The organism is Pseudomonas sp. GW822-FHT06D10 (assembly GCF_058799535.1).
In genome coordinates this window covers 618,282-639,233 of the sequence record NZ_JBXALN010000003.1, presented here as the reverse complement: position 1 = coordinate 639,233, position 20,952 = coordinate 618,282, and the positions used below count along the sequence as shown (strand labels likewise).

At 65.5% G+C, this 20,952-nt stretch carries 20 protein-coding genes; 10 read left to right on the top strand and 10 right to left on the bottom strand.

The window, feature by feature from the left end; all coding sequences use genetic code 11:
- The first annotated feature begins 50 nt into the window (after window positions 1-50).
- The 8 genes from hflK (AC1RL5_RS12875) (at window position 51) to cfaB (ending at window position 9,325) form a co-directional block, all read left to right on the top strand.
- On the top strand, window positions 51-2,000 hold the full coding sequence (hflK, locus tag AC1RL5_RS12875; RefSeq protein ID WP_145713499.1) for a protease modulator HflK: 1,950 nt from the start codon (window positions 51-53) through the stop codon (window positions 1,998-2,000).
- Window positions 1,997-3,037, top strand: a complete 1,041-nt coding sequence (hflC, locus tag AC1RL5_RS12870) for a protease modulator HflC (RefSeq protein WP_019093399.1) — start codon at window positions 1,997-1,999, stop codon at window positions 3,035-3,037. Before hflK (AC1RL5_RS12875) ends, hflC begins: the two co-directional genes overlap by 4 nt.
- The gene (gene hflK / locus AC1RL5_RS12865; RefSeq protein WP_065364990.1) at window positions 3,034-4,092 is read left to right on the top strand and encodes a protease modulator HflK; all 1,059 of its coding nucleotides are present in this window, start codon (window positions 3,034-3,036) and stop codon (window positions 4,090-4,092) included. The genes hflC and hflK (AC1RL5_RS12865) overlap by 4 nt, the downstream gene beginning before the upstream one ends.
- The gene (locus AC1RL5_RS12860; RefSeq protein WP_093405715.1) at window positions 4,089-5,993 is read left to right on the top strand and encodes a cation-translocating P-type ATPase; all 1,905 of its coding nucleotides are present in this window, start codon (window positions 4,089-4,091) and stop codon (window positions 5,991-5,993) included. Before hflK (AC1RL5_RS12865) ends, AC1RL5_RS12860 begins: the two co-directional genes overlap by 4 nt.
- 118 nt (window positions 5,994-6,111) lie before the next feature.
- The gene (bufA2, locus tag AC1RL5_RS12855; RefSeq protein ID WP_492589298.1) at window positions 6,112-6,363 is read left to right on the top strand and encodes a BufA2 family periplasmic bufferin-type metallophore; all 252 of its coding nucleotides are present in this window, start codon (window positions 6,112-6,114) and stop codon (window positions 6,361-6,363) included.
- A gap of 65 nt (window positions 6,364-6,428) precedes the next feature.
- Window positions 6,429-7,274 carry an MNIO family bufferin maturase gene (gene bufB / locus AC1RL5_RS12850; protein ID WP_072451912.1) on the top strand — a complete coding sequence of 282 codons (846 nt, stop codon included), beginning with the start codon at window positions 6,429-6,431 and terminating at the stop codon, window positions 7,272-7,274.
- Window positions 7,265-8,053 (top strand): HvfC/BufC N-terminal domain-containing protein, encoded by a 789-nt coding sequence (locus tag AC1RL5_RS12845; RefSeq protein ID WP_019093402.1) that lies wholly within the window; start codon window positions 7,265-7,267, stop codon window positions 8,051-8,053. The genes bufB and AC1RL5_RS12845 overlap by 10 nt, the downstream gene beginning before the upstream one ends.
- Window positions 8,054-8,137: 84 nt before the next feature.
- Window positions 8,138-9,325: a C17 cyclopropane fatty acid synthase CfaB gene (gene cfaB, locus AC1RL5_RS12840; RefSeq protein WP_011064352.1), complete on the top strand. Its 1,188-nt coding sequence runs from the start codon at window positions 8,138-8,140 to the stop codon at window positions 9,323-9,325.
- 9 nt (window positions 9,326-9,334) lie between these two features.
- On the opposite strand, the gene cls is transcribed toward cfaB, so the two are convergent.
- Entirely contained in the window at window positions 9,335-10,774 is a 1,440-nt protein-coding gene (cls, locus tag AC1RL5_RS12835; protein ID WP_011064351.1) for a cardiolipin synthase, read from the bottom strand.
- Window positions 10,775-10,905: 131 nt separating this feature from the next.
- On the opposite strand from cls, the gene AC1RL5_RS12830 reads away from it, so the two are divergent.
- Window positions 10,906-11,430, top strand: coding sequence for a DUF3617 domain-containing protein (locus AC1RL5_RS12830; RefSeq protein WP_011064350.1), 525 nt, complete (start codon window positions 10,906-10,908; stop codon window positions 11,428-11,430).
- Window positions 11,431-11,471: 41 nt separating this feature from the next.
- Here the strand turns inward: AC1RL5_RS12830 and thrS are convergent, their stop codons facing one another.
- The 8 genes from thrS to folE2 are packed head-to-tail and all read right to left on the bottom strand — an operon-like array spanning window position 11,472 to window position 19,032.
- Window positions 11,472-13,358, bottom strand: coding sequence for a threonine--tRNA ligase (thrS, locus tag AC1RL5_RS12825; RefSeq protein WP_492589299.1), 1,887 nt, complete (start codon window positions 13,356-13,358; stop codon window positions 11,472-11,474).
- Between the two features lie 26 nt (window positions 13,359-13,384).
- Window positions 13,385-14,719, bottom strand: a complete 1,335-nt coding sequence (locus tag AC1RL5_RS12820) for a dihydroorotase (protein ID WP_072451910.1) — start codon at window positions 14,717-14,719, stop codon at window positions 13,385-13,387.
- Between the two features lie 2 nt (window positions 14,720-14,721).
- The gene (locus AC1RL5_RS12815; protein WP_011064347.1) at window positions 14,722-15,282 is read right to left on the bottom strand and encodes a gamma carbonic anhydrase family protein; all 561 of its coding nucleotides are present in this window, start codon (window positions 15,280-15,282) and stop codon (window positions 14,722-14,724) included.
- The gene (gene hisI / locus AC1RL5_RS12810) at window positions 15,272-15,715 is read right to left on the bottom strand and encodes a phosphoribosyl-AMP cyclohydrolase (RefSeq protein ID WP_011064346.1); all 444 of its coding nucleotides are present in this window, start codon (window positions 15,713-15,715) and stop codon (window positions 15,272-15,274) included. Before hisI ends, AC1RL5_RS12815 begins: the two co-directional genes overlap by 11 nt.
- Complete coding sequence (locus AC1RL5_RS12805) at window positions 15,712-16,596, bottom strand: metal ABC transporter substrate-binding protein (protein ID WP_053160522.1); 885 nt, start codon at window positions 16,594-16,596, stop codon at window positions 15,712-15,714. The genes hisI and AC1RL5_RS12805 overlap by 4 nt, the downstream gene beginning before the upstream one ends.
- Before the next feature lie 11 nt (window positions 16,597-16,607).
- Window positions 16,608-17,474 (bottom strand): metal ABC transporter permease, encoded by an 867-nt coding sequence (locus AC1RL5_RS12800; protein ID WP_011064344.1) that lies wholly within the window; start codon window positions 17,472-17,474, stop codon window positions 16,608-16,610.
- Complete coding sequence (locus tag AC1RL5_RS12795; protein WP_015637547.1) at window positions 17,474-18,139, bottom strand: metal ABC transporter ATP-binding protein; 666 nt, start codon at window positions 18,137-18,139, stop codon at window positions 17,474-17,476. Before AC1RL5_RS12795 ends, AC1RL5_RS12800 begins: the two co-directional genes overlap by 1 nt.
- Window positions 18,139-19,032 (bottom strand): GTP cyclohydrolase FolE2, encoded by an 894-nt coding sequence (folE2, locus tag AC1RL5_RS12790; protein ID WP_015637546.1) that lies wholly within the window; start codon window positions 19,030-19,032, stop codon window positions 18,139-18,141. The genes AC1RL5_RS12795 and folE2 overlap by 1 nt, the downstream gene beginning before the upstream one ends.
- A 129-nt stretch (window positions 19,033-19,161) precedes the next feature.
- Between folE2 and AC1RL5_RS12785 the strand changes: the two genes are divergently transcribed.
- Window positions 19,162-20,385, top strand: coding sequence for an N-acetylmuramoyl-L-alanine amidase (locus tag AC1RL5_RS12785; protein WP_072451908.1), 1,224 nt, complete (start codon window positions 19,162-19,164; stop codon window positions 20,383-20,385).
- 109 nt (window positions 20,386-20,494) lie between these two features.
- Here the strand turns inward: AC1RL5_RS12785 and AC1RL5_RS12780 are convergent, their stop codons facing one another.
- A complete protein-coding gene (locus AC1RL5_RS12780) occupies window positions 20,495-20,872 on the bottom strand; it encodes a hypothetical protein (RefSeq protein ID WP_011064340.1) in 378 nt (125 codons plus the stop codon).
- Window positions 20,873-20,952: the final 80 nt, after the last annotated feature.

Below are 20,952 nucleotides of genomic sequence, written 5' to 3'. Positions count from 1 at the left end.
CTTCGGCCCGTGGGTTTATCCACAGGGCCGGACCAGAGCGGCGGGGTGGTATGCAAGTCGATCTTGAGACGCAAGGTGGCGAGGTGGCTGCCTTGCCACGGTTTCAGCAGGCGGCGTCCCATGCGGCGCGTTTGCAGCGCTGGGGCGCCGCTTTGCTGGGCCTGGCGGTGCTGGGGCTGGTGGCGGCGGTGTTTGTCGATCTGTTTGCGGCGCTGACCATCTGGCCGGCACTGCTGGTGAACCTTTCGTGTGCCTTGCTGGTGGTGGTGGCCGGGCTGCAATCGGCGTGCTGGGTCAGCCGCTGGCGCGAAGAGGTAATCACCCCGGCGCCGGTTGTCACGCCCGAGGCCGGGGAGGATCGGCAGCCACAGGGCCGGCTGGCGGCTGCCCTGACCCTGCGCGGGCGGCGCCTGTTGCAGCAGATCGGCGCGCCTACCCTGTGGCTTGGTGGCTGGTCGCTGCTGATCCTGTATAGCGTGGTGCAGGTGTTCAACCTGTCGTTGCCCGCCACCGCCCTGGGCCTGAGTGCCAGCGTGGTGGCGGTGCTGGCTCTGCTGCTGGCGTTTGCCCTGCTGGTGCTGGAGCGCCAACTGGCCCAGGAGCACCCAGGGGAATGGCCGGAAGCCGGCGCCCTGGCGCAGCTGCTGCGGGCGGCGATTATCTGTTTGCTGGTGAGCGCCCTGTGCCTGTTGTTCAGCAGCGACACGGCCTTGTGGCCAGTACGGCTGGCGGTGCTGACGGGGCTGCTGCCGGCATTGGTGGCCGGCGAGTTGTTGTTGCGCGCGGTGCTGTCGCTGTTCAGCCCACAGCGCGAACAGCTGGAGCCCCGGCTTCTGGCCCACAGTTTTGTTGCCGACATGCTGCGTTGGCCGCCCCAACCCCTGCTCAGCCTGCAGCATGAATTGCACAACCGTTTTGGCATCGATCTGCGGCAGATCTGGGCCTTCGCCTATATGCGCCGGGCCTTTGTACCGGTATTGCTGGTGGTGTTGGCGGTAGGTTGGCTGTTGACCGGCGTTCATGAACTTTCCATGCAAAATCGCGGTATTTACGAGCGTTTCGGTAAGCCGGTACAGGTCTTTGGCCCGGGCCTGCATCTGGGCCTGCCCTGGCCCCTGGGGCGGGTACTGACGGTGGAAAACGGCGTGGTCCATGAACTGGCCACCAGCGTGGGCGAAAGCTCGCAGCCGTTTCAAGCGGCCCCTGCCGAAGGCCCGGCCCCCGCCATTGCCAACCGCCTGTGGGATGCCAGCCACGTGAATGACAAATCCCAGGTGATCGCCAGCGGCAATGCCCAGCAACAGAGTTTTCAGATCGTCAACATGGACGTGCGCTTCGTCTACCGCATCGGCCTGGGCGACGCTGCGGCGCTGGCCGCCACTTACAACAGCAGCGATGTGCCGACGCTGATCCGCAGCACCGCCAGCCGCGTGCTGGTGCACGACTTTGCCTCGCGTACCCTCGATGGCCTGCTGGGGCAGGACCGCACCGGGCTGGCCGATGACATCGGCAGGGCCGTGCAGGGCGATCTGGATCGGCTCGACAGCGGGGTGGAGATTCTCGCCACGGTAGTCGAGGCCATCCATCCACCGGCTGGCGCGGCCAATGCCTACCACGGTGTGCAAGCGGCGCAGATTGGCGCCCAGGCGCTGATTTCCCGGGAACGTGGAGCGGCTGCCGAGCAGACCAACCAGGCGCAGTTGCAAGCCAGCGTGGCTCGCGACCAGGCCCAGGCCGATGCGCGCGAAGTGCAGGCGGCGGCCCAGGCTGCCGACCTGCGCTTTGCCGCCGAACAGAAAGCCTACGCCAGTGCGGGGCAGGCCTTCGTCCTCGAGCAGTACCTGAGCCAGCTGAGCCAGGGCCTGAGCCAGGCCAAGCTGCTGATTCTTGATCATCGTCTGGGGGGCGACAGCGCGCCGACCCTCGACCTGCGTACGTTCACCTTGCCGGCCGACCCTTCGGCGCCGCGTAAAGCCGCTCAGCCAGGAGCCGTCCATTGAGCCAGTCCTCCCATTCCCACGATCACGCCGGCCACGACCACGGGCACGGCCATCACCACCATCACGGGCATCACCACCATCATCATGGGGCGCCGGCCGAGGCCGGGCCTTTCCCCTGGCGGCGCATGGGCTGGGCCGTGCTACTGGTGCTGTTTGCCGTGGCCGCGGCGAGCCTGGTGCAAGTGCGCTCCGGCGAAGCCACGGTGATCACCCGCTTCGGCAACCCGGCGCGGGTGCTGCTGGAGCCGGGCCTGAACTGGCGCTGGCCGGCACCCTTTGAAGCGGCGATCCCGGTGGACCTGCGCCTGCGCACCACGTCCAGTGGCTTGCAGGATGTGGGCACCCGCGACGGTTTGCGGATTATCGTCCAGGCCTACGTGGCCTGGCGGGTCCAGGGCGACGCGGACAATGTGCAGCGTTTCATGCGGGCGGTGCAGAACCAGCCGGACGAAGCGGCGCGGCAGATCCGCACCTTTGTCGGTTCGGCCCTGGAAACCACCGCCAGCAGCTTCGATCTGGCCAACCTGGTGAACACCGATGCCAGCCAGGTGCGCATCGCTGATTTCGAAGCGCAACTGCGCCAGCAGATCGAACAGCAATTGCTTTCCACTTATGGAGTGCGAGTGGTGCAGGTGGGAGTGGAGCGTCTGACCCTGCCCTCGGTGACCCTGACCGCCACCGTGGACCGCATGCGCGCCGAGCGTGAAACCATCGCCACGGAACGCACCGCCATCGGCAAGCGCGAAGCGGCGCAAATCCGCTCTGGCGCCGAACGCGATGCGCGGATCGTCCAGGCCGATGCCACGGTGAAGGCCGCGGATATCGAGGCGCAATCCCGGGTTGAAGCGGCGCAGATTTATGGCCGCGCCTACGCCAGTTCCCCGCAGCTGTACAACTTGCTGCGCTCACTGGACACCCTGGGCACCGTGGTGACTCCGGGCACCAAGTTGATCCTGCGCACCGACGCGGCGCCTTTCCGGGTGCTGGTGGATGGCCCGCCAAACCTGCCGGGCAAAGCCGCTGGTTCGCAACCATGAATAAGGTTCCACGTGGAACAAATGAGTTGAGCAGCCCGTGGATCCAGGCCGGGCGTCTGGCATTCATCGCCTTGTACGGGGTGACAGTACTGGCGGCGCTGGCCTGGGCCTTCTCCAATGTGCGGCAGATCGACCCGCAGAACCGGGCCATGGTCTTGCACTTTGGCAAATTGGAAAGGGTGCAGAGCGCCGGATTGCTCTTGGCCTGGCCCCAGCCTTTTGAGCAGGTGGTGCTGCTGCCCGCCGCCGACCGGGTACTGGAGCGGCGGGTGGAGGGTTTGCTGCGTTCCGAGGCGGCTCTGGAAGGGGACCGGGTTGCCACCCTGGCCACGCCTTTGAACGACACCCTGGCCGGGTCCGGTTACCTGCTGACTGGCGATGCCGGTGTGGTACAGCTGGACGTGCGGGTGTTCTACAAGGTCAGCGATCCCTACGCCTATGTGCTCCAGGCTGACCACGTGCTGCCGGCCCTGGATCGGTTGGTGACCCGCAGTGCCGTGGCCCTGACCGCCGCCCGTGACCTGGACACCATCCTGGTGGCGCGCCCGGAACTGATCGGCAGCGACAACCAGGCCGCCGAGCGTCGTGAGCGGCTGCGGGGCGATCTGCTGCAAAGCATCAACCAGCGCCTGGCGCAGTTGACCACCAGCGGCCAGGGCATTGGCGTCGAGGCAACGCGGGTGGATGTGCAATCGAGCCTGCCCGGCCCGGCGGTCAGCGCCTTCAACGCGGTGCTCACTGCCAGCCAGCAAGCCGACAAGGCGGTCGCCAACGCCCGCACCGAAGCGGAAAAACTGACCCAGGGCGCCAACCAGCAGGCGGACCGCAGCCTGCAAGTGGCCCATGCCCAGGCCAGCGAACGGCTGGCCCTGGCCCGGGCCCAGACTGCCACGGTGCAGAGCCTGGCCCAGGCGCAGCGCAACGGCACCGACCCGGAAATGCTGCTGCGTATCTACCGTGAACGCCTGCCGAAGATTCTCGGGCAAGCCGGTTCGGTGACCACGGTCAATCCCCAAGACGATTCACGCCTGATCATTCAGGGAGCCGAACAATGACTGCCACCACCCATGCCGCGCCCCCCGCCAGCATGCTGACCTCGGCCGAGCAACGCAGCGCCGCCCGCCAGTTGACCCTGGCCATGCTCGCCCTGGGGCTTCTGGCCCTTGGCCTGGTCTGGCGCTGGCTGGCCCCAGGGCAGGTGGGCGTCAGCCAGTTGCTGTTGGGTGTCGCCTCGCTGCTGGTGGCGGTGCCGGTGATGCGCTCGGCCTGGTTCAGCCTGCGTTACCCGAGCCTGCACGGCATTACCGACCAACTGATCGCCCTGGCGATGCTCGGCGCCTGGGCCACTGGCGACCTGCTGACCGCGGCCCTGTTGCCGATCATCATGATCTTCGGCCACGTACTGGAAGAGCGCAGCGTGATCGGCTCCCAGGAAGCCATCGACGCCCTGGGCCGCTTGACCCGCAGCCTGGCGCGACAGGTACGGGCCGATGGCAGCGTCGTGGAAGTGGACAACGCCAGCCTCAAGGCCGGCGACCTGGTGGAAGTACGCGCCGGCGATAGGGTGCCCGCCGATGGTCTGGTGGTGTCCGGCCAGGCGAGCCTGGATACCGCGCCGATCACTGGCGAATCGGTCCCCCTGGAAGCGGTTCAGGGCATGCAGATATTTGGCGGCGCAATTAATCTCGATGGGCTGTTGCGTGTGCAGGTCACCCGTACCGGCGAGGAGTCGACCTTGGGCAAGGTGATTGCCCTGATGCAAAGCGCCGAGCGCGCCAAGCCGCCCATCACCCGTTTGCTGGAGCGCTATGCCGGCAGTTACATGGTGCTGGTGTTGCTGTTGGCGGCGGTGACCTGGTTCATCACCAACGATGCCCAAGCCATGCTCGCGGTGCTGGTGGCGGCCTGTCCCTGCGCGTTGGTGCTGTCGGCGCCGGCCACCGCCATCGCCGGAATCGCTGTGGCCGCGCGCCACGGCATCCTGATTCGCAGTTCGGCCTTTCTCGAGGAGCTGGCGGACCTGACCTCCCTGGTCGTGGACAAGACCGGAACCCTGACGTACGGCACCTTGCGTTTGCAGGCCATCGACAGCCCCCGGGAAGACCAGCGAAGCCTGCTCACTCTGGCCGCCAGCCTCGGCTCGGCCAGCAGCCACCCGGTCAGCCGGGCCCTGGCAGGGCTGGTGCCCCAGGAAGAGCAATGGCCACTGGGGGACATTCATGAACGCCAGGGCCTGGGGGTGGTGGCCCGTACCGAGGAGGGCGAAGCGGCCCTTGGCCGTCCGGAGCTGTTCCGCCAGTTGGGTATCGACACCAGCCCGGTGCCGGGGCACGACGGGCCGATTGCCGGCCTGGCGCTTGATGGCGAATTTCTCGGTTGGCTGTTGCTGGCCGACAGCGTCAAACCCGAGGCCCGGCATGCCCTGGGCGAGTTGCGCGAACTGGGGTTGGGCCGGCAGTTGCTGCTCACCGGCGACCGCCAGAGTGTGGCCGACAGCCTGGCGCTGGAAGTGGGAATCGCCGACATCGAGGCCCAGGCCCTGCCGCAAGACAAGCTTGAGCGGGTACTGGAGGAGATCGACAAGGGCTTCCGGCCGATGGTGGTCGGCGACGGCATCAACGACTCCCTGGCTCTCAAGGCCGGGGTGGTGGGGGTGGCCATGGGCGCCGGTGGTGCGGACATCGCCCTGGCTTCGGCGGATGTGGTGCTGATCGGCAGCGACCTGCGACGCCTGGGCACCTGCGTGCGCCTGAGCCGTGAATGCCGGCGGACCTTGCAGGTCAACGTGATCATCGGCCTGGGCTGGACCCTGGCCATCGTCGCCTTTGCCGCGTTCGGCTGGCTGGGGGCGGCGGGGGCGATGATCGCTGCGGTGTTGCACAACCTGAGCACCTTGCTGGTGCTGGGCAATGCCGGTCGCCTGCTGCGTTTCCAGGAGCCGCTGTTGAAGCTGTAGACGCTGCCGCGCAGTTTTTTTCATCCCGGCTGTAACGCCGGGATGCTTCCTCTCTCTAGTGCTATGACGGGATTGCACAAGCACCCGCCGATCCCCTGCGACTATTGAGGAAACAAAAATGAACATGAAGAAAACCGCCGCCGGCGCTGCCCTGGCTTTTGCTGCCGCCACGCTGTTTGCCGGTGTCGTGACTCAAGCGTCTGCTGCCGATGCCCAGGTGCACTGCTACGGCGTTAACGCCTGCAAAGGGCAGAACGACTGCAAGACCAAGGACCACGCCTGCAAGGGCATGGGCGCCTGCAAAGGCCAGGGCTTCAAGGCCATGACCCAGGCCGCGTGTGACAAATCAGGCGGCAAAGTCGGCGAGTAAGCGGCGTTCGAGTGCTGCCGCAGTGGGGTTGGCAACCACTGCGGCCACTTGGCAAGGAGTTGGCGATGTCTGAATTTTCTTCCAGCCTGGGCTATGGCCTGGGTTTGCGCAGTGCCTACTACCAGCAGATTCTCGACGAGGCGCCGGACGTCGACTGGTTTGAAGTGGTGTCCGAGAACTTCATGGTGCAGGGCGGCAAGGCGCTGTATTACCTGGATGCGATTGCCGAGCGCTACCCCATCGTGATGCACGGGGTGTCGCTGTCCATCGGCGGGCCCCATGCCCTGGACCGGGATTACCTGCTGCGGCTCAGGCAACTGGCCAGCCGGGCAAACCCGGCGTGGATCTCCGATCACCTGTGCTGGAGCCGGGGCAACGCCCATCAACTGCACGACCTGCTGCCGCTGCCCTACACCGAGGAGAGCCTGCACTACGTGGCAGGGCGAGTGCGTCAGGTGCAGGACGTTCTGGAGCGCCCCCTGGTGCTGGAGAACGTCTCCAGTTATGTGCGGGCGGCGGCCGACGAGTTCAGCGAGTGGGAGTTTCTCGCCGCCTTGAGCCAGCTCAGCGGCTGCGAACTGCTGCTGGATGTGAACAACGTCTACGTCAGTTCGCGCAACCATGGTTTCGATCCCTGGCACTTCATCCAGGCGCTGCCGGCCCAGCGCGTGCGGCAACTGCATCTGGCCGGGCACCAGGATTATGGCGACTACGTGATCGATACCCACGACCACCCGGTTTGCGATCCCGTGTGGGCGCTGTATCAACGCACCCTTGAACACCTGGGGCCGGTGGCCACCCTGCTGGAGCGCGATGATCATTTTCCGCCCCTGGAAGAGCTGCTCAGCGAACTGCACAAGGCCCGAGATCTCGGGCAACAGACCCTGGCCGGGAGGCAGCAATGCGCCTGAACGACTGGCAACTGGCTTTTGAAGCCTATCTGTTGGGCGAACAGGCCCAGGCCCGCGCCGTCCTGCAAGACAGCCTGATCGGTGGCCCGACCCTGGATGTCGAGACCGGCCTGGCGATCTATCACAATGCCTACATGGCCCGGTTGCAGGAGGTCATGGCCAGCGACTTCCCGGCCATCCGGCACTGGCTGGGGGATACAGAATTCCAGGCCCTGACGCAGGCCTACATTCGCCAGTGCCCGTCCCGGCATTTCAGCCTGCGCTGGCTGGGGCAGGGCTTTGCCGAATTCATCCTGGGCCATCTGGTGCCGGAGCAGGGCGCCCCCCTGGCGGAACTGGCGCGTCTGGAGTGGGCCTTCACCCTGGCCTTCGACGCTGCCGACGCCCAAGTGCTGACGGTGGCGGCCATGGCCGGGCTGGATGTCGAGCAATGGCCGCAGCTGCAACTGCGCCTGGCGCCCTGTGTGCAATGGCTAGACTGCCGCTACAACAGCGTGGCCCAGTGGCGTGCGGTCAAGGAGCAGGCGGATTTCCCCCGCAGTGCTTTACTCGATCAGCAGCAGCTGTGCCTGGTTTGGCGAGCGGACCGGGTCTGCCGTTATCGCAGCCTGCCGGCCGAAGAGGCCACAGCGCTGCGGGGCATGATCGAGCAACGGTGGAATTTTGCGGAACTCTGCGCCGGGCTGGCCGTCACTTATGCCGAGGGGGCCCCGCTGCAGGCGGTTACCTGGTTGAAACAGTGGGTCGAAGATGGCCTGGTGATGCGCAGCGAATCATAGAAAACCACTATCAAATCGATAGCCTGCTATTTTCTAGGATGGTCTACCCTCATTTCAGACGTCTGAAACAAGGGGGGATTTTCCATGCTCGCGCAACTTCCACCGGCCTTACAGAATCTGCATTTGCCTTTACGCCTGCGGCTCTGGGACGGCCATGAATTCAATCTGGGGCCGGAGCCCAACGTCACGATCGTGGTCAAGGACCCGCAATTGGTGGCGCAGCTGACTCACCCTAGCCTGGACGCCTTGGGGGGCGCCTTTGTCGAGGGCAAACTGGAACTGGAAGGTTCCATCAGCGAAGTCATCCGGGTCTGCGACGAACTGAGCCAGGCCTTGCTCGACGATGACGACGGCAACCAGCCGGTGCGCTCGCTGCACGACAAGGCGACCGACGCTGCCGCGATTTCCTATCACTACGACCTTTCCAACGCCTTCTACCAACTGTGGCTCGACAGCGACATGGCCTATTCCTGCGCCTATTTCGAGACTGGAAGCGAGTCTCTGGAACAGGCCCAGCAAGCCAAATTCCGCCATCTGTGCCGCAAGCTGCGCCTGCAACCGGGGGACTACCTGCTGGATGTCGGGTGCGGCTGGGGCGGGCTGGCCCGCTACGCCGCCCGAGAGTTCGGCGCCAAGGTGTTCGGCATCACCTTGAGCAAGGAACAGCTGGCCCTGGCCCGCGAGCGAGTGACCGCCGAAGGCCTGGACGACCTGGTGGATCTGCAACTGCTGGATTACCGCGACCTGCCCCAGGATGGCCGCTTCGACAAGGTGGTCAGTGTCGGCATGTTCGAGCACGTCGGCCACGCCAACTTGCCGGAGTACTGCCAGACCCTGTTCAGGGCCGTGCGCGAGGGCGGGTTGGTGATGAACCACGGCATCACCGCCAAGCACACCGACGGCCGCCCGGTGGGCCGCGGGGCCGGGGACTTCATCGAGCGCTATGTGTTTCCCAATGGCGAGCTGCCGCACCTGGCAATGATCTCGGCGTTCATCAGCGAGGCGGGGCTGGAAATTGTCGATGTCGAGAGCCTGCGCATGCATTACGCGCGGACACTGGATCACTGGAGCGAACGCCTGGAAGACAATCTGGAAGCCGCCGCCAGGCAGGTTCCGGAGCAGGCGCTACGGATCTGGCGGCTGTACCTGGCGGGCTGCGCCTATGCCTTTGCCAAGGGCTGGATCAACCTGCACCAGATCCTTGCGGTCAAGCCCCATGCCGATGGCAGCCATGAACTGCCCTGGACCCGGGATGACCTCTATCATCCATAAGCCTGGCCCTTAAAGGATCGGAGAAATCAGCCGCGCGACCCGCATGCCCAGTTGTTGCAGGCGGTGGGTCTGGCGGCTTTCTTCCTTGGCGATTTCCCGGGCCTTGGCGAAGTCGGCTTCCAGCATGTGTTCCACTTCGGTGGCGAAGTCGTCGTCCACCGTCAGCAGCATCACTTCGAAATTCAGGCGGAACGAACGGTTGTCCAGGTTGGCGCTGCCAATGGCGCTGATTTCGTTGTCGATCAGCACCACCTTCTGGTGCAGGAATCCCGGCTGATAGCGGAATACTCGCACCCCGGCGCGCACCGCTTCGAAGGCGTACAGGCTGGAGGCGGCATAGACGATGCGGTGGTCCGGGCGGGCGGGCAGCAGGATGCGCACATCCACGTCCCGCAGCACCGCCAGGCGCAGGGCAGCGAACACCGCCTCATCGGGAATGAAGTACGGGCTGGTGATCCACACCCGCTCGGTGGCCGCGTGGATGGCCTCGACAAAGAACAGCGAGCAGGTTTCGTAGGCATCGGCCGGGCCGCTGGCCAGCAGCTGGCAGAGCACGCCGTCGTCCGGGTAGGTGTCCGGGAGGATCAGCGGCGGCAGTTCCCGGGCGGCCCAGAACCAGTCTTCGGCAAAGGACTCCTGCAGGCAGGCCACCACCGGGCCGCTGACCTGCACGTGGGTATCACGCCAGGGCGCCAGGGGCGGCTTCTTGCCCAGGTATTCGTCGCCGACATTATGCCCGCCGACGAACCCCAGCATGCCGTCCACCACCACGATCTTGCGGTGATTGCGGAAGTTCACCTGGAAGCGGTTGAGCCAGCCACTGCGGGTGGCGAAGGCGTGCACCTGGACCCCGGCGTCGCGCAGGGTCTGTACGTAGCTGGCGGGCAGGGAGTGGCTGCCGATGCGGTCGTAGAGCAGGTGGATCGACACGCCCTCGGCGGCCTTTTCCAGCAGCAGGCGTTGCAGGCGCCGGCCCAGGTCATCGTCGTGGATGATGAAGAACTGGATCAGCACCGCCTTGTGGGAGCGGCGGATGGCGTTGAAGATCGCTTCGAAGGTGGCGTCGCCGTTGACCAGCAGGCGCACCTGATTGTTGGCCAGGCACGGCATGCGCCCCAGCTTGGGCATGGCCCGCAGCGAGGCGTAGGCCTTGGAGGCGCGGGCGGTGAGGGCTTCTTCCACCCAGGGACGCCAGTTCAGCTCATTGATGGCCTTGTGCATTTCCACGTTGGCCTGGCGCCGGGCCTGGATGTAGGCATCGAAGGTACTGCGACCAAACACCAGGTAGGGAATCAGGGTCAGGTAGGGCATGAACAGCAGCGACAGGGCCCAGGCGATGGCGCCCTGGGCGGTCCTGACGGTGAGTACCGCGTGGATCGCGGCGATCAACCCGAGAAAATGCAGCAGTGCGATGAGATAGCCGAAGATGTGCGGGCCAAAATAATCCATGGGGCAGCCTTGCTCCTGAAGATTCAATGCCTAACAGACCATGTTCCACGGTGAATGTCGCTATTTTATTCTGCATGCAACACCGTGCCCCGGCTGAAGTCTAACGGCCACTATTGTCTAGGAGTCATTCGATGAAACTTCGTTTACTGGGTTGGGCCTTGGCGGCGGGGTTGGCGCTTCCGGTGGTGGCGCAGGCGCAGATGCTGCAGCCGGGGTTGTGGGAGCTGACCAGCAGCAACATGAAGATCGACGACCAGAACATGCCGGACCTGTCGCTGATTCTCGGCCAGTTGCAGCAGCAGATGACCCCGCAACAGCGGGCGATGCTGGAGAAACAGGGTGTGACCATGGGCGGCAAGGGGATTCGGGTGTGCCTGACACCGGCCCAGGTGCAGTCGGACACCATCCCGCTGCAGGACCCGCAGTCGGGTTGCCAGCAGCAGGTGACCGAACGCAGTGGCAATCAATGGAAGTTCCGCTTCAGTTGCCCCAAGGCCCAGGGCAATGGAGTGGCCACGTTCATCAGCGATCGTGAGTTCACCACCAACGTGGCCGGCACCTTCAACGCCACCGGCCTGCAGCAGAAGGGCAGCATGGACACCCGCGCCGTGTGGCTGGGCCAGGACTGCGGCACGGTCAAACCCCGCGCCTCCTGACTTTTGGCTGACGCTGACGCTGCCCGTGCCCCGGGCAGCGCCTAGCGCATCCGGGCCAGGGCCTGCTCCAGGCTCAGGCGGCCCAGGTCTTCGCCATTTCGGCTGCGCAGGCTGACGTAGCCTCCGTCCTTTTCCTTTTCCCCGACCACCAGCAGGTAAGGCACTTTCTGCAGGCTGTGTTCGCGAATCTTGTAGCCGATCTTTTCGTTGCGCAGATCGGCGCTGGCCCGCAGCCCGTGACGGCGCAAGCTGTCGCTGATGGCCCGGGCGTAGTCGGCCTGGGCTTCGCTGATGTTCAGCACCACCGCTTGTTGCGGTGCCAGCCACAGGGGCAGGGCGCCGCCATGGTGTTCCAGGAGAATGCCGATGAAGCGTTCCAGGGAACCAAACAGCGCCCGGTGCAGCATCACCGGCTGGCAGCGTTCGCCGCGCTCGTCGATGTAGCTGATGGCGAAGCGCTCGGGCAGGTTGAGGTCCACCTGCAGGGTGCCGCACTGCCAGTCGCGACCGATGGCGTCGCGCAGCACGAACTCCAGCTTGGGGCCGTAGAAGGCACCTTCCCCGGGGTTGATCCGGTAGTCGATGTGCATGCTCTGCAAGGCACCGACCAGGGCCTCTTCCAGCTGGTCCCAGACCTCATCGCTGCCGATGCGGTGGTCGGGGCGGGTCGAGAGCTTCACCGCCACCTGGTCGAAACCGAACTCCTTGTAGATGTCGTATACCAGGGCAATGGTGGCGGCGCATTCGCTTTGCATCTGTTGCGGGGTGCAGAAGATGTGGGCGTCGTCCTGGGTGAAATGGCGCACTCGCAACAGGCCGTGCAGGGCCCCTGAAGGTTCGTAGCGGTGGACTTTGCCGAACTCGGCGATGCGCAGTGGCAGGTCGCGGTAACTCTTGCGGCCATGACCGAAGATCGCCACCGCGCCGGGGCAGTTCATCGGCTTGAGGGCGAAGGTGCGCTGGTCTTGCGTGGTGGTGAACATGTGGTCGCGGTAGTTCTGCCAGTGCCCGGAGGTTTCCCAGAGGCCGCGGTCCATCACGTCGGGGGTGTTCACTTCCTGGTAGCCGGCCTGTTCCTGGCGCCTGCGCATGTAGCCGATCAGTTCCTGGAACAGGGTCCAGCCCTTGGCGTGCCAGAACACCGAGCCCGGCGCGCAGTCGTCGAAATGGAACAGATCCAGCTGCTGGCCGAGCTTGCGGTGGTCGCGCTGTTGCGCCTGTTCCAGGCGCAACAGGTAGGCCTCCAGTTCCGGGCGGGTGCCCCAGCAGGTGCCGTAGATCCGCTGCAGCGGTGCGTTGCGGGCGTCGCCACGCCAGTAGGCACCGGCCACCTTGGTCAGCTTGAAGGCGCGCAGTTGGCCAGTGGAACGCAGGTGTGGCCCACGGCACAAATCTTCGAAATCCCCCTGACGGTACAGCGAAAGCACGGCATCTGGCGGCAAGTCGCGGATCAGCTCGACCTTGTAGTGCTCGCCCTGGTCGGCGAAATGCTGCAGGGCCTGCTCCCGGGACAATTCCCGGCGGCGCACCGAATGATTGGTGGCGGCCAGGCTATGCATGCGCGCCTCGATCAGTTCCAGGTCCTCTGGGGTGAAGGGGCGCTCGTGGGCGAAGTCGTAGAAGAAGCCATCCTCGATCACCGGGCCGATGGCCACCTGCGCCGAAGGGAACAGCTGTTTCACCGCCATCGCCAGCAGGTGCGCGCAGGAGTGGCGCAGTACTTCCAGGCCCTCGGGGTCGCGGGCGGTGACGATGCTCAAGCGGGCGTCGCTGTGCAACAGGTAGTCACAGTCCACCAGTTGGCCGTTCACTCGCCCGGCCACGGCGGCCTTGGCCAGGCCGCTGCCGATGCTGGCGGCCACCTCGAAAACGGACAACGGCTGGTCGTACTCACGGCACGCGCCATCAGGCAGGGTGATGCGGATCATCTTCGGTGGTCCTTGGTGTCGGGCTATTAACGGGTGAAGCGCAGGGGCAGGCCCTGACAGTCGTCGTACAGGCGGCCCTGGTGCCAGGCGAGCTGGCCCGACACCAGGGTGCTGCTGACGCTGTGGCGAAAGCGCTGGCCGGCAAAGGGCGTCCAGCCGCAGTGGGCGAGGATCGGCTGGCTGTCCACGGCCAGGCCTGTGGGCTCGGCGCGGACCAGCACCAGGTCGGCCCAGTAGCCTTCGCGCAGGTAGCCGCGATCGGGAATGGCGAACAGGTCGGCGACTCGGTGGCTGGTTTTTTCCACCAGGGTGGCCAGGGGCAGCACCCGGTCGGCCACCAGTTCCAGCAGCGCTGGCAATGCATGCTGCACCAGCGGCAGGCCGGAGGGCGCGCGGCTGTAAGGCAGCTGTTTCTGCTCCCAGGTATGGGGCGCGTGGTCGGTGCCGATGACATCCAGGCGCTGGCTGTTCAGGGCCTGGCGCAGGGCATCGCGATCGGCCTGGGTCTTGATCGCCGGGTTGCATTTGATCAGGTGGCCGAGGCGCGGGTAGTCGCGGTCATCGAACAGCAGGTGATGCACGCAGACCTCGGCGGTGATGCGCTTTTGCGCCAGGGGCCGGTCCTCGAACAGCGCCAGCTCCCGGGCGCTGGTCAGGTGCAGTACGTGCAGGCGAGTGCCGTGTTTCTTCGCCAGTTCCACCGCCAGGGATGAGGAGCGAAAGCAGGCCTCGGCATCGCGGATGTGCGGGTGGGCGGCGGCGGGAATCTGCTCGCCATAGAGTTGCAGCCAGCGCTGTTGCCGGGCCTGGATGCTGGGGGTGTGTTCGCAGTGGGCCAGGAGCAGGGTCGGCACCTGGCGGAACAGCCGGTCCAGCACCTCGGGATCGTCCACCAGCATGTTGCCGGTGGAGGCCCCCATGAACACCTTGACCCCGGCCACCTCCGTGGGGTCCAGGGCGGCGACGAGGTCGAGGTTGTCGTTGCTGACCCCGAAGTGAAAGCCATAGTTGGCCACCGAAACGCTCGCTGCGCGGCGCTTCTTGTCGTTCAGGGCGGCAAGATCCAGGGTCGCCGGCGAGGTGTTGGGCATGTCCATGAAGCTGGTGATGCCACCGGCCACCGCCGCCCGCGACTCGCTGTACAGGCTGCCCTTGTCCGGCGCGCCGGGGTCGCGAAAGTGCACCTGGTCGTCGATCATGCCCGGCAGCAGCCACTGGCCGCGGGCGTCGATTTCGATCTCGGCGCTGAGGTGGTCCAGGCTGCCGATGGTGTCGATGCGCCCGTGCGCCACCAGCACGTCGGCGTCGAATTCGCGCCCTTCGTTCACCAGGCGGGCGTTGCGGATGAGGATTCGGCTCATGCTCAAAACTCGTTCTGCAGGGCCTTGTAGCCACGCACCAGGTCGACGTTGGTGCGCGCCACGTCTTCGGAAAACTCCGAGGCGCTGACACTCACGGGAGGGAACTGCGCCAGGTCGGTCTTGGGCCCGATGCGGGTGGTGGAGGGCACGTAGAAACCCGGCGGCAGGTCGCGGCCATCCACCACGGAGTTGTGTCGAACCACGCTGCCGTCGCCCACTTCGCAGTTGAACAGCACGCTGTTGAAACCGATGAACACTCGGTCGCCGACCACGCAGGGGCCATGGACGATGGAGCGGTGGGCGATGGAAGTGTGCTGGCCGATGGTCACCGCCGCGCCGGATTTGGAGTGGATCACCACGCCATCCTGGATGTTCGAGTTGGCGCCGATGGTGATGGCTTGCATCTGGCCGCTGGCGTCCACTTCGTCGGCGCGGATCACCGCGTAGGGGCCGACGAAGACGTTGTCGCCGATCACCACCTTGCCGCAGATGATGGCCGTCTTGTCGACGTAGGCGGATTCGGCGATCACGGGCAGATCGCCGGAGGGGTTTTTACGAATCATGGCGCGAGTCCTTCAAGGGGGAACTGATGACTTCCACCGCGCCATCGCGAATGGCGTTGTAGAAACAGTTGGGGCGCCCGGTGTGGCAGGCCGGTCCTTGCTGATCCACTAGCAGCAGCACGGCATCGCCGTCGCAGTCCAGGCGCGCTTCGATCAGGCGCTGGCGATGCCCGGAGCTTTCGCCCTTGCGCCACAGGCACCGACGCGAGCGCGACCAGTAGCAGGCCTGGCCGCTGGCCAGGGTTTCGCCCAGGGCCTGGCGGTTCATCCAGGCCAGCATCAGCACCTCGCCGCTGTCGTGCTGCTGGGCAATGGCGGCGATCAGGCCGTCGCTGTTCCAGGGCAGGGCGTCGAGCACCGCGGTCAAGGCCCAGCGGCTGCCCAGGGGCGCGGCTTCCAGATCCAGCAGCGACAGCGGTGGGCGGCGGATCATGGTCGGCTCAGGGCCTGGTACAGGGTGTCGAGGTTGTACTCGAACAGGCCGGTGAAGGTACTGGCCGGACCGCTGGCCGAGAGCGCATCGGAGTACAGGGTGCCGCCGATATGGGCGCCGCTTTCGTCGGCGATCTGCTTGAGCAGGCGGGCGTCCTTGATGTTCTCCATGAACACTGCCTTGACCTTGGCGTTGCGGATCTGGGTAATCAGCGCAGCCACTTCGGCGGCGGAAGGTTCACGCTCGGTGGACAGGCCCTGGGGCGCCATGAAGTCGATACCGTAGGCCTGGCCCAGGTAGCCGAAGGCGTCGTGGGAGGTGACGATCTTGCGGTTGCCCGGGGGCAGGGAACCGAGCTTGGCCTTGGCCTCGGCCAGCAGGCGATAGATCTGTTTCAGGTAGGCCTGGCTGTTGCGCTGGTAGTCGGCCTGGTGGGCCGGGTCGGCAGCGATCAGCGCCTTGGTGATGTTGCTCACATAGAGCTCGCTGTTGGCCAGGTTGTGCCAGGCATGAGGGTCGGGAACGCTTTCGCCGTCTTCCTCCAGGGTGCGTGGAATAACCCCGCGGCTGGCAGTGACGACCTGCGCCTGGGTGGCGGTGCTGGCCACCAGGCGGTCCAGCCAGGGTTCGAAACCCAGGCCATTCTTGATGATCAGCCGGGCCTTGAGCAGGGCCTTGGCGTCATCCGGGCTCGGCTCGTAGGTGTGGGCATCCTCGTCGGCACCCACCAGGTTGGTGATGTACACATGCTCACCGCCGACCTGGCGGGTCATGTCGGCGAGGATGCTGAAGCTGGTGACCACCGCCAGCTTGTCCGCCGCCTGTGCAGTAGGCAGCGACAAGGGCAACAGCAGGCTGAACAGCACGAGTAGAGCGCGCATCGGGAAACACCTCATGGGGATGTGAGCAAAGGTGGGCGGTGCAGCAAGCCGTGCACCGGACCGAACACCACGGACAGCAGGTACAGGCCGCCGGCCACCAGCACGATGGCCGGGCCGCTGGGCAGCGAGTAGTGGAACGACAGCAGCAGGCCGAGCCACACCGAAAGGCAGCCAAACAGCGCGGCGATGCCGATCAGGGCGGGCAGGCGTCGGCTCCAGAAACGCGAGGCGGCGGCCGGCAGCATCATCAGGCCCACCACCATCAGCGCGCCGATGGCCTGGAAACCTATCACCAGGTTGAGCACCACCAGGGTCAGGAACAGGCCGTGGGCCAGGGGGCCGAGGCGGCTGACGCTGTGCAGGAACAGCGGGTCGAGGGTGTCCAGCAGCAGGGCTTTGTAGATCAGCGCCATGGCCAGCAGGCTGAAGAGCGAGACCAGCAGCATGCCGTTCAGGGTCGGGCCATCCACCGCCAGGGCCGAGCCGAACAGCAGGTGCAAGAGGTCCAGGCGCTTGCCCGCCAGCCCGAGGATCAGCACGCCGCTGGCCAGGGAAATGGGGTAGATGGCGGCGATGCTGGCGTCTTCCCGCAGGCCGGTGCGCCGGGTGATCCAGGCGGCCAGCCCGGCCATGCCCAACCCGGCACCGAGGCCGCCCAGGGTCAGCGCCGGCAGGCTGAGCCCGGCGAACCAGAAGCCCAGGGCGGCGCCCGGGAGAATGCCGTGGGCCACGGCGTCACCTATCAGGCTCATGCGCCGCAGGATCAGGAACACCCCCAGGGGCGCGGTGCTGCAGGCCAGCAGCAGGCCGCCGAGCAGGGCCCGACGCATGAACAGGAATTCGCTGAACGGCTGCCAGAAATGTGCGGCGAAGTGCATCAAGCCACCTGCGCGCAGGATTGTGGGGCGATCAGCTCCAGGCTGGGGCCGAATACGCAGCCACTGCTTTTTACCAGCAGGGTCTGGGGGATGTGCTGGCGCACGGCGGCCAGGTCATGGCAGACCACCACCAGGGTCCGGCCCTGAGCGTGCCAGTTGTACAAGTGGCGCCAGAGCAGGGCCTGGCCGGTTTCGTCGAGGGCGGCGTGGGGCTCGTCCAACAGCAGCAAGGGGGCTTCGGTCAGGCTCAATCGGGCGAGCAGGGCGCGTTGCAATTCACCACCGGAAAGGGCCATCAACGGGCGCTTTTCCAGGCCGCTCAGGCACCAGTCTTCGAGGACCGTGCGCAGCTTTTCTGCCCTGACCCTGGCCGGTTCACGCTTGCCCCAGAAGCCGCCGGCCACCAGTTCTTCCAGGCTGATGGGGAACTGTCGATCCAGGTGTTGTTGCTGTGGCAAGAAGGACAAGCCGCCTCGGGCAGTGCCGAGGTGGATCTTGCCCGCGAGTGGTTTCTGCAGCCCGGCGATGACTTTCAACAAGCTGCTCTTGCCCGACCCGTTGGCGCCAATGATCGCGCTCAGGCTGGCCCTGGGTAGGTGCAGATCCAGGGCTGGAGTCAGGGGTTGCCCCGGAGCGCCCCAACGCAGGTGTTCGCAGCGGATCATCAGGCCTCCCAGTTCCAGCGGCTTTCGGCCACGGCGTCATGGGCATGCAGGCTTTCGGCGTGCACGACCCGCAATTGAAAGGCGTTGATTCCGGGGGAACGGCGCAGGGCCAGGTTCAAGCGGCGGGCGGCGTCTTCGCAAAACATCAGGTTCTGCCCGTTGGCCAGGGCGAAGGCCTGCTCGTCGGCACGCTTGACCGCGGTTTGCACGGCGGTGCCCAGGGCGTTTTCCGCATCGTTGATCAGGGCAATCAACGGCAGTTCGTCGATGAAATCATCCAGGCGCAGATGCAATGCCGCGTTGCTGCGCTGGCTATGGGGCGTGGCGACGATGCCTTGGGGCGAGCCCAGCCAGGCCAGGACGTCGGCGTGTTGCAACGGCCGGTTGGCAAAATCTTCGATGAACTGCTGCTGGATCAACTGCCGCGCCAGCGCCGCCGAACAGGGGCAAGTGGAGGAATAAGGCACGTCGATTTTTAGTTCCACGTGGAACATCGCGTTTTTCAGCCGCGCTTCGATACTCAGCGGGTAGCTTTTCCAGCCGGCCAACGGGCTGACCAAGGCCGGGCGTTTCAACAGCAGATCCAACTGAATGCGCAGGTAGGCGCTGTGGGCCAGGCCTTCATGGCTATCGAGAAAGCGCTGCAAGATCCGCCGGAGCAGAGCGGGGGTGAGGTTCTCCTGTTCCAGCATTTCCAGGGCCAGATACAAGCGCGACATGTGAATGCCCCGGGCCTCGCCATCGTCGAGGCTGACACCGGCATCGGCCTTGGCTGCGCTTGGCTGGTTGTTGATCACTACAGGTAAGGCAATGCCGCACATGCCCACCCATTCCAGGGGCAAGGCTTGGCGTGAGGCCTGCGCGGCGATATCCGGCAGAGTCAGCGCGTTCATGAACAGGTCCGTCGTGGGAAGTGATTTCACATGTTATATTATAACAATACGTTCGATGGGAAATTTTTCCTCGACGGTTGTTTATCTTGTCTTGTGAGTAGGGACGCTCCTTTTTTCGCGGTATTTGCCATGCACAGACGTCAATTGCTCAACCTGCTGTTGGCCGGTACGGCCCTGATGTTTCCCTGGAGTGTCCGCGCCGCGCAGATTCGCAACGCACGATTGTGGAAGGACGCAGAAAAGTTGCGGCTGGTGCTCGATCTGAGCGGCCCGGTGCAATACAAGACCTTCAGCTTGAGTGCCCCGGAGCGCTTGATCATCGACCTGAACGGCGCGCGCCTGAGCGGTGATTTCAGCCAGCTGGCCCTGGCCAACACGGTGATCCGCGCCATTCGTTCCGGGCACTTCGGCCAGGGCGATACGCGGATCGTCCTCGACCTGCGCGAGCCGGTGCAGCTCCACAGTTTTCTCCTGCCGCCCCAGGATGGCCAGGGCCATCGGCTGGTGCTGGATCTGTCCAATGCCACCAGGCTGCCCCTGCCGATCGCTGCGGCCGCCGCGCCGCTGGCCAAGCCCGAGGCCACGACAGGCAAGCCCCATCCCAAGCGCGACATCATCGTGGTAGTAGACCCCGGCCATGGCGGCAAGGACCCGGGCGCCGTGGGGGCCAGGGGCGAACGGGAGAAGGATGTGGTGCTGGCCATCGCCCGCCTGCTGGCCAAGCGGCTCAAGCGCGAGAAGGGTTTCGACGTGAAGCTGGTGCGCAACGATGATTTTTTCGTGCCGCTGCGCAAACGCGTGGAGATTGCCCGCAAGCACCAGGCCGACATGTTCATCTCGGTGCATGCCGATGCCGCGCCGCGGCTTACCGCATCCGGCGCATCGGTGTACGCCCTGTCCGAAGGTGGCGCCACCTCGGCCACCGCGCGCTTGATGGCCCAGCGGGAAAATGGCGCCGACCTGCTGGGGGCGACGACGCTGCTCAACCTCAAGGACAAGGATCCGATGCTGGCGGGGGTGATTGTCGACATGTCGATGAACGCCACCATCGCCGCCAGCCTGCAATTGGGCGGGACTGTGCTGCAGAGCCTGTCGGGCATTACCACCCTGCATCAGAAGCGTGTGGAACAGGCCGGTTTTGCGGTGCTCAAGTCACCGGACGTGCCGTCGATCCTGGTGGAAACCGGCTTCATCTCCAACAGCCGCGACAGCCAGCGCCTGGTCACCGCGCGCCACCAGCAGGCGATTGCCGATGGCCTGTTCAACGGCCTGCAGCGCTACTTCGAGAAAAACCCACCGGTTAACAGCTACATGGCCTGGCTCCAGGAAACCAAGAACAACCGCCCCGCCTGAACGCCGACCTGCAGGAGCCGGCTTGCCGGCGAAGAGGCCGGTGAGTGTTGTGGCTGAGGATGTCTTCGCTGGCACGCCGGCTTCTACGCAAGAGGTACGGGAAAGGGAGCTAGCAGCCGCTGATGCGGCTGCAGGTGAACTGCCCGCGGCTGCCGCCGGAGCTGGAAAAGCGGTTGCGCGTGGTCCAGCCCACGCGCTGGCTGTAGCCCACCCAGGCCTCGCCGTCGGAGGCCAGGCCGGTGAAGAACGTCAGCTGCCCGTAGCGGCTGTTGGTCTGCGCCCAATAGCGCTTGCCGATCACCTCGAAGCCGCGCAGGTAGGTGGTGCTGCCGGCCGTGGCGACGCTGTAGGCGTTGCCCTGCGGGTCGACGCAGGCCAGCAGGGTGGCGCTGCGGGTGCAGGTGGCCAGGGTACTGGGCACCGCCGCGCTGGCGTGACCAGCCAGCAGCAACAGGCCTGAAAGCAGGGTGGGCAGGACAGGGCGCATGGCGATTCTCGTGACGACAGGGGCGCAGCATCGCGCCCTTCGTCGTGGGCGGCAAGGGAGGGTTGGCTAATTTGTGTTGT